This is a genomic window from Enterobacter cloacae complex sp. IR5450 (genome assembly GCF_049238665.1).
In the GTDB taxonomy this organism is placed as follows: domain Bacteria; phylum Pseudomonadota; class Gammaproteobacteria; order Enterobacterales; family Enterobacteriaceae; genus Enterobacter; species Enterobacter hormaechei_C.
In genome coordinates this window covers 1-7,611 of sequence record NZ_JBMKIC010000062.1, presented here as the reverse complement: position 1 = coordinate 7,611, position 7,611 = coordinate 1, and the positions used below count along the sequence as shown (strand labels likewise).

Below are 7,611 nucleotides of genomic sequence, written 5' to 3'. Positions count from 1 at the left end.
CAGGGCTACGGCGGGGTGCAGATCCCGCGCGTGGGCGATGAGGTGGTGGTGGACTTTATCAACGGCGACCCGGACCGTCCGATCATTACTGGTCGCGTGTACAACGACGCGAGCATGCCGCCGTGGGCGCTGCCGGCTGCTGCGACGCAGATGGGTTTTATGAGCCGCAGTAAGGATGGCCACAAAGATAATGCCAATGCCCTACGATTCGAGGATAAGGCTGGGCAAGAGCAGATCTGGATTCATGCTGAAAAAAACATGGACACCGAGATCGAGAACTGCGAGACACATGACGTAGGGGTAGACCGTAAAAAAATTATCGGCCGGGATGAGCACGTAACGGTTAAGCGTAACCGGGACGTGAACGTGGGGGCGAATTCAACCAGCAACACGGGTAATCAGCACAAATTCAATGTAGGTAAAAACCAAACCGTATTGACTATGGATAAAGAGGGAAATGCTCTGCTGGAAGCGACAACCTCGATTAAGTTAAAGGTGAATGATAACTACATTCTTATCACGCCATCGACAATTGAAATTATCGTTTCCGAAGGGACACTCAAGGCTGAGAGTATTACTGTGGCATCCTTCAAAGGGACGGAGTTGACGAAGTTAGGCGGCGGAATAAATGCCGAGATGAAAGCTAATGATACTCTTCATCTCAATGGTACAAACCTGACAGATATTAAAGGCGCTGTTGTTAAAATTAACAGCTAATATGTAGAAGGATTTTTGAACATGGGACAGCCTGCCGCCAGAGCGACCATAGATGTCAGCGCACATTCGGGGCCAATACAGTCGGGAAGCCCGGACGTCATCATCGGTGGTTTTCCCGCCGCTCGAAAGGGTGATACGTTATCCTGCTCGACGCACGGCAGCGGTATTATTGTGGGGGGCTCCGGTACTGTCTTCGTTAACGGTATGCCACTTGCACGTCTAGGAGACAAGACGAAGTGTGATGTTAGCGGCTCACCGGCACCTGCCATACCGAAAGCAGCAGCACCTCAATATTGGGGAGGCACGCTGGCGAAAAATGCCGGCGAAGATGGGATGATGCACGGCGAACATTTTGATGCTCGTGTTCTGGGTGCGTACGCCAGCCTCGAAGATAAAAACCTCAACGGTGATTTTGATACCGCTTCAGCTGGTTTTGCGTTGGCGGATATTACAATTGGGAATATGAAAAGTAAGGATCTGCTACGGGCAGAAATGCGTAATAAACTCGCCGTCGCGAATGCGACGTGGTCTCTGTATGGTGGCGGCAACGATATTTATGGCTTGAATGCAAATGCCGCTGCGACAGGTGAGCAATACGGTGGTTCGGTTGCTGCGGGTAAAGAAGGAACGTTGTATGGTGGAGTATCAGGGGATGTAACTATTGGTACAGCAGAAGCTAAAGCCGTATTAGAAGTTTATACCGGCAATGATGGGAAGTATGGTTTGACTGCTGACGCCGGTGCGGAAGCGAAAGGAGTGAAAGGCGAAGTTTCGGGTAACCTTGATATTCTGGGCATCGTTTCCGGAGAAGCAAAAATCGACGGTAGCTTTGGGTCTGCTGGTCTCGCGGGAGGTGGAAGCGCTTTCTGGGACACTAAAGATTATTCCGTTAACGTCAGGGTGACTGGTGGGGCTGCAGGGCTTGTAGGGCTTAAGGGTGATGCAAGTCTGAAAGTGGCATTTAAGCCTATACTGGATTTCTTTGACTATTTGTATGGCGAAGAGGATGAGCCAGCCGTCACCTCTGTTCTGACAGAAAGCGGGGATGGGACAATTATTACCGGGTGTGTTACTGTTTTGATAGGCGATTAAGGGATGTGAGAGGACAATGAAATAATGAAATGGGCTGGCTTAACGATTTTTATTTTAATCACTTTGATCTATATCTGGAATGGAAAAGATCTGTATACAAAAGAAGAATGGCGTGGCTTTGGAATAAAATTCATTTCAGTACTGATTGGTGCATTTGTATTGGTCATTGTTTTGGTTGGCTTTTCTAAGTTCATCCCGTTGCTTACCAGAGAAACTGCACGGTCATTATCAGTAATAATACCAGCTTCCTTTATGGCAGTGCTTCTGTCGAAGTTTTTTGTCGTGATGTTGAATAATATTTTCGATATTATTATGCGATTCCACAAGCGCTATAACACTGCAGCAAACTATACAAAATTATTATCACTATCTGGTAAGTATGGGGCAAAATTACGCCTGGTAGTAAAGTGTCTAGCCTCGTTAGGCTGTATCTTAATGTTCTATGGTATCTGGTTTGGCAGCACTGTCTGAGTTGAAGAGGTTTTATGAACACTGGTAATAATTATGCTTTTCCCATCGTCTCAACCGCAAGCAATGAAGAGATTAAGGCGAACTACTGGAAATGCCTGTATACCTCTGCTGATAAAAAAATGCTTCAGTACTGGGTGATTTTGCCAAATCGTGTTAAGCCAGCTGAACTGACCCCGCAGCACCTTCCTGAGGTCGGCTTGACTAACTTGGGTCGCTATGCCACCGATGATGCGCAACCCTATATGGAAGTTTGGGCCGCTTATGAACGCTGTCAGTGGGAGATGAATCCCTCTGATTGGCTGTTTAATAAACTGGAACTGATGGGCGAAAAAGTGTTGAATCAGCGCTTGATTGCGCATCCTTCCGGTAGTGGCCTTTTTGCAGATGTGCTAACTCTCAAAACGCACTCGTCCGGCGACGAGGTCATTTCACGTTATACCGTACAGAAAGATTACAATCCGCAAGAAGGAGGCGGAAATTATTTCCTGATTAAAGCGGCCTGTGCCGCTCGCGACTACCCTGCGCTGGCGAATGATATTTACTTTACTGTAGTGAACTGGGATTTACTGCATCGTAGTAACTTGGTTCTGGCTGAACTGCTTAAGACCGTGAACCTCAGTGCTAAAAACAGCAGTGGATTTAAAGTACCGGAATCCTGGCAGGTGAATCCCCTTACAGAAACGCGCCTGGTGGTCGAGCACTCGTTTGATGGCATTAACTACGGTGTCATTAATCTTTGCTTTTTTTCGCAGGAGATGTTGTTTACCGCGCAGGATGTTTTTAGCGTTTCGATTAAACGGTTTCACGATCGAGAACCTGCCGTTACGCTTAAGACTGAAGCACTTGCTACTATTCCAAATGAGTTTAATCCATCCCTCGGAAAAACACTGTGGACATGCCGGGGGGAAATGTTCAGCGCAGAGGAAGAAATGCGCGCTGTTTACCAGTGCTATATTTTTAGCGTGGGCAAAGTCTGGTGCTATGCAGAACTGATTGGCAGACACCGTAACTATCATGATTACCACTTCGAGGCGAATAAACGCTGCCTAGAAATCATCCTGTCAACATTCCATATAGAAAATGTCTAATCTTTGACTCGATATTCAGGACAAATTCATGCGTACGCGTAGCTTTTCTTTTTTTAGATGATCGGTGACTTTGTCGGTTTCCCTGCCCTGTCAATATCATCTCCACCATAAACCGTCACTATCAGGAGTCGAGCCTGGACTTCATCAGCCGTCTGATGGCGCTGGAGGGATTGCTATGCCGATATCCGTCAGGAGCGCAGGCAAATAAGTCGGGCATCAGAAAATTCACACCACCACGGCGGCAGTGGTTACGCCAGAGCACGCTTTCAAAGATTCTTTCAAGTGAAAAGGATATATTTAAGTTGGATCATTAGTAAAGAAAATTATACCGCGCTGGATTATATCAATGATGCTATTGATGCAATTAATAGTCGATTAGAGAAATATCCTACATTTCTTTATATGTTATGGAGAAGAATCAGTAAGATTATATTAAATCTATTCTCATTGGTGTTGAAAAATATAAAAGTAAATTACACACATTGAATCTCGGAGTGCTTGCGTCCAAAGAGTTTGATACTACTGATGACGAAATTTCTCAGCATTGTCCAATGCTAGGTATATAGCTTCGCAAATGGTACAAGGATTTAAGATTATTCTTCCTCATGAGCAAGGCGTAGAATACTTAAAAAGGCAAAAAAGATATCGCAAGTGATGCGCAGTGTTTGATTACAATCTCCCTTCTTCAAATTAATCAAAGATTTTTTGGTAAGAGAAAAGATGAATAATGGTCTGTCATATGACCCCCCCTGTTGCTCTATTTAAAGGGTGTGTGATGCAAGATCTTCACAGTAAAGACTCAGTAATCAATCATTATGCCGATCGTTATCAATGTTATATGCCAATTGATGTCCGTAATGGATTAAGAAGCAATAGTATAGATGCGTCGAATTCATCTCTCCCATGGGATGTAACATTACCTTTAGTCACGACTGAAGATGTTTCACGTGATAAAGCGCTTGGGGCGTTTGTGGGATTGGCTGTTGGGGACGCCGTCGGCACCACTCTTGAGTTTAAGAAAAGAGACAGTGAACATGTAGCAGATATGATTGATGGCGGGCCTTTTCAATTAAAACCCGGTGAATGGACAGATGATACGTCCATGGCATTATGTCTGGCAGAGACTTATCTTTCAGAAAACAGAATGCACACCGATGTGCTTAGAAAATATCTCCTGAAATGGTATCTTTACGGAGAGAATAGCAATAATGGTCGGTGCTTCGATATCGGGAATACGACGCGGTTCGCGCTTGAACAGTATATGCGTGTCGGACCTTCCTGGTATGGTAATATAGAGAAACACACTGCTGGTAATGCTGGGGTTATTCGTCAAGCACCGGTGTCTATCTTTCGTCGAAAATCACTGCGTGCGATTTACTTCGAATCACAGGCTCAGAGTCGAGCAACGCATGGCGCGGTAGAATCAATTAACGCATGCCAATTTCTCGGATTGGTATTGCACTATTTAATCAACGGTTATCAAAAAGAAGAAGCTTTTTCGCCTCATGTTTTCCCACTGTGCGCGCGTGTAATGATCACAAACGAGGGTGAATATAAGCAAAAAACTCGCGATCAGATTCGTTCAAGTGGTTATGTTATCGATACGCTTGAGGCTGCGATGTGGTCCGTATGGAATACGGATAATTTCCGTGATGCCATTCTGCTGGCAGCCAACCTTGCCGATGATGCTGACAGCGTTGCGGCGACGGCGGGACAAATAGCGGGGGCGTTGTATGGTTATTCCGCTATCCCGCAGGACTGGAAAGATAAACTCGTACAACACGAACGTATTGCCACAATGGCGGGTAAACTATTCGATAGAGCACCTGAGGATAATTTTTTATAGTTAGAATTACCAAGGGTAAGCGAGGGCATATGATGACTTGCGATCAGGTATGGAATTTTTAGTTAACTGAATCTACTGCAATGAATGAAATGACAATGTTTGGTTACGTTGATAGAGCATTAACTTTAGCACAGAAAAGATATGCAGACGTCAAGAATCGTGATCCCCAATCCCCGCTTTTGCAAATGTACGACTCTATTGTACAACAATTATTATTTCTACGGGATTTAATCGAAGGCAAGGAAAAGGATAGAGCGAAATTATGGGATATGACGTTCGGTATGTATGCAGGGAAGGAGTTTGATCATTCTGATGAGTTGTTTTTTGAAAGGTTGTCAGATGCCTGGTTTATTGTGGATCAAATCCGCCGAGGGTTAAAGGTTAGGCTGCCGCATGAGGTCGATACCAACTATAATAAAAAGAAACAAAACCTCATGAAGAAATTCCCTGATGAATTTTAGTATTTCATATGAATAATATTTTTTATTATGGGTGAAAGGTGATTGACTTACATGCTGATTTAAATGCCTTGTTAAAATATGTTGATAGATATCGTAAATACTTACCCATTAGCAGACCTTCAGTCCAGCGAAGGATGCAGTATACGTATGATAATAAGCCATTAGAGTCATCCTCAAATAGTGATGTACAAAAACAATGGGATTTACCACCACCATGTAATATCTCACTAGCGCAATCACGGGATCGTGCGGTAGGTACGCTTATTGGTCTTGCTGTTGGAGATGCTGTAGGTACGACGCTCGAATTTTTGCCTCGTGACAGAGCATACGTCAAAGATATGACAGGAGGTGGGCCATTTCAACTTCGTGCAGGCGAATGGACGGATGATACATCCATGGCATTATGTCTTGCGGAAACGCTTCTTGAGAAAGGCGATGCTGATACTATATGTTTCAGGAATAAGCTTCTGGAATGGTATCAGCATGGTTATAACAGTTCAAATGGCGTCTGTTTTGATATAGGTAATACAACGCGATTTGCTTTAGAGCAATATTTAACAATTGGCCCAGGATGGAGCGGCAATACTGCTCCAGAAACTGCGGGTAATGCTTCCATTATCAGACAAGCCCCTGTCTCTATTTTTTTTAGAAAGTCATTAAGCAAAGCGTTTTATGAAGCTAAAAAACAATGTATCGCAACACACGGTGCCGCGGAAGCAATCAATAGCACGCAGTATTTAAGTTATTTGCTTGTGCATATGATTAACGGTAGCAATAAAGATTTTGTTTTTTCTCCGCACGTTATGCCGCTTCAGCCACGCGTAATGATTATCAAGGCGGGTGAATATAAGCAAAAAACTCGCGATCAGATTCGTTCAAGTGGTTATGTTATCGATACGCTTGAAGCCGCGATGTGGTCCGTATGGAATACGGATAATTTCCGTGATGCCATTCTGCTGGCAGCCAACCTTGCCGATGATGCTGACAGCGTTGCGGCGACGGCGGGACAAATAGCTGGAGCATTATATGGTTATTCCGGTATTCCGCAGGAGTGGAAAAACAATCTTGTACAACATGAACGTATCGCCAAAATGGCTGGTGAATTGTTCGATAGAGCCCCCGAAGACACTTTCTTATAACTGTTTATCTCAATGAAACTACAGGAAAAGTAGTTTTATTTTGTGGCAAGCGAAGTCAATCTTACAGCTACTCATTATCACATCAACGGCGTTTCCGCTTTGCATACTGAGATGAGTTAACTTCTGGCACTGAGATTCGTCCATAGTGGAATAAAGATTATGCTCAACCGAATTACCGTCCAGCTCCCGGTTGAGGGGCTGCTCTTCTGGAAACTCTCCGGCCGCGAGGCGATGTCCGAGTCGTTCGCGCTGACGCTGACCGTGCTCGGCACAGACGCGCGCATCGACCGCAGCAGGCTGCTCGGCCAGCCGGTCACGGTGACCATCCCGACGCAGAATCTGCTGACCTCCCGCTATGTTAACGGCAAGATTACCCGCGTGGCGGTGAGCGCCGTGGAGCTGACGGGCACCCGCTATGCGGTGTACCAGCTGACGGTGGAGCCGGACCTGTGGCCGATGAAGCGCGACCGTAACCTGCGTATCTTCCAGGGCCAGACGGTACCGCAGATTGTCAAAACCCTGCTGGGTGAGCATCAGGTTAACCTCGAAGACAAACTCACCGGCAGCTACCGGGTGTGGGACTACTGCGTGCAGTATCAGGAGTCGAGCCTGGACTTCATCAGCCGCCTGATGGAGCTGGAGGGGATTGCGTACTACTTCCGCCATGAGGCGGACAAGCACACCCTGGTGCTGACCGACGCCGCGACGCAGCATCAGCCGTTCAGCGGCTATGAGGTCATTCCTTACCATCAGACGCCGTCCGGCGGCAGTACGGACGAAGAGGGTATCAGCCAGTG

At 45.9% G+C, this 7,611-nt stretch carries 9 protein-coding genes; all 9 read left to right on the top strand.

Annotation, left to right across the window (positions count from 1 at the left end):
* A partial coding sequence (locus tag ACOTYB_RS24280; protein ID WP_233171382.1) for a type VI secretion system Vgr family protein occupies positions 1-717 on the top strand: 717 nt, incomplete at its 5' end.
* A 21-nt stretch (positions 718-738) separates the two neighbouring features.
* Positions 739-1,809 carry a PAAR domain-containing protein gene (locus tag ACOTYB_RS24275; protein ID WP_220153127.1) on the top strand — a complete coding sequence of 357 codons (1,071 nt, stop codon included), beginning with the start codon at positions 739-741 and terminating at the stop codon, positions 1,807-1,809.
* A gap of 24 nt (positions 1,810-1,833) precedes the next feature.
* Positions 1,834-2,280: a hypothetical protein gene (locus ACOTYB_RS24270; protein WP_023314298.1), complete on the top strand. Its 447-nt coding sequence runs from the start codon at positions 1,834-1,836 to the stop codon at positions 2,278-2,280.
* A 14-nt stretch (positions 2,281-2,294) separates the two neighbouring features.
* Positions 2,295-3,368: a hypothetical protein gene (locus tag ACOTYB_RS24265; RefSeq protein WP_023314297.1), complete on the top strand. Its 1,074-nt coding sequence runs from the start codon at positions 2,295-2,297 to the stop codon at positions 3,366-3,368.
* A 482-nt stretch (positions 3,369-3,850) separates the two neighbouring features.
* Positions 3,851-3,934 carry a hypothetical protein gene (locus ACOTYB_RS24260; RefSeq protein WP_230246519.1) on the top strand — a complete coding sequence of 28 codons (84 nt, stop codon included), beginning with the start codon at positions 3,851-3,853 and terminating at the stop codon, positions 3,932-3,934.
* A 209-nt stretch (positions 3,935-4,143) separates the two neighbouring features.
* Positions 4,144-5,214 carry an ADP-ribosylarginine hydrolase Tri1 gene (gene tri1 / locus ACOTYB_RS24255; RefSeq protein ID WP_421765906.1) on the top strand — a complete coding sequence of 357 codons (1,071 nt, stop codon included), beginning with the start codon at positions 4,144-4,146 and terminating at the stop codon, positions 5,212-5,214.
* An 80-nt stretch (positions 5,215-5,294) separates the two neighbouring features.
* Positions 5,295-5,675 carry an immunity protein Tsi6 family protein gene (locus ACOTYB_RS24250; protein ID WP_022651396.1) on the top strand — a complete coding sequence of 127 codons (381 nt, stop codon included), beginning with the start codon at positions 5,295-5,297 and terminating at the stop codon, positions 5,673-5,675.
* Between the two features lie 38 nt (positions 5,676-5,713).
* Positions 5,714-6,814 carry an ADP-ribosylarginine hydrolase Tri1 gene (gene tri1 / locus ACOTYB_RS24245; RefSeq protein ID WP_409249081.1) on the top strand — a complete coding sequence of 367 codons (1,101 nt, stop codon included), beginning with the start codon at positions 5,714-5,716 and terminating at the stop codon, positions 6,812-6,814.
* Between the two features lie 159 nt (positions 6,815-6,973).
* Positions 6,974-7,611: type VI secretion system Vgr family protein (locus ACOTYB_RS24240; protein ID WP_421765905.1), on the top strand; the 638-nt coding region annotated here is incomplete at its 3' end.